The sequence below is a fragment of the Shewanella sp. AS16 genome, from assembly GCF_021412365.1.
Taxonomy (GTDB): domain Bacteria; phylum Pseudomonadota; class Gammaproteobacteria; order Enterobacterales; family Shewanellaceae; genus Shewanella; species Shewanella salipaludis.
In genome coordinates, this window is sequence record NZ_JAKCLK010000171.1 from 1 (window position 1) to 305 (window position 305).

Below are 305 nucleotides of genomic sequence, written 5' to 3' on the forward strand. Positions count from 1 at the left end.
GGATGAATGTAAGAGCCAGTGAGCATACGGAGAAGAATGGCACGAAAGTTCAGCTCAGCGGAGACGGTAATATCCAGAGTCGTCTGGGCGTCAGAACTTACCTGAAAGGTAAGAGTGCGTCTGATGATAATAAGGCGCATCAGTTTGAGCCATTTGTGGAAGTTAACTGGATCCATAATACACGGAGCTGGGGTGTCAAAATGGATAATACAGCACTCAGTCAGGACGGAGCTACAAATATTGCTGAAGTCAAAACGGGTGTTCAGGGTAAATTGTCAGATAACCTGAATGTCTGGGGCAATGTT

At 45.9% G+C, this 305-nt stretch carries 1 protein-coding gene; it reads left to right on the plus strand.

Going from position 1 to position 305, the window contains the following annotated elements:
- Window positions 1-305 (plus strand): autotransporter outer membrane beta-barrel domain-containing protein (locus LZP73_RS19840; protein WP_234236630.1); only part of this gene is annotated, 305 nt, incomplete at both ends.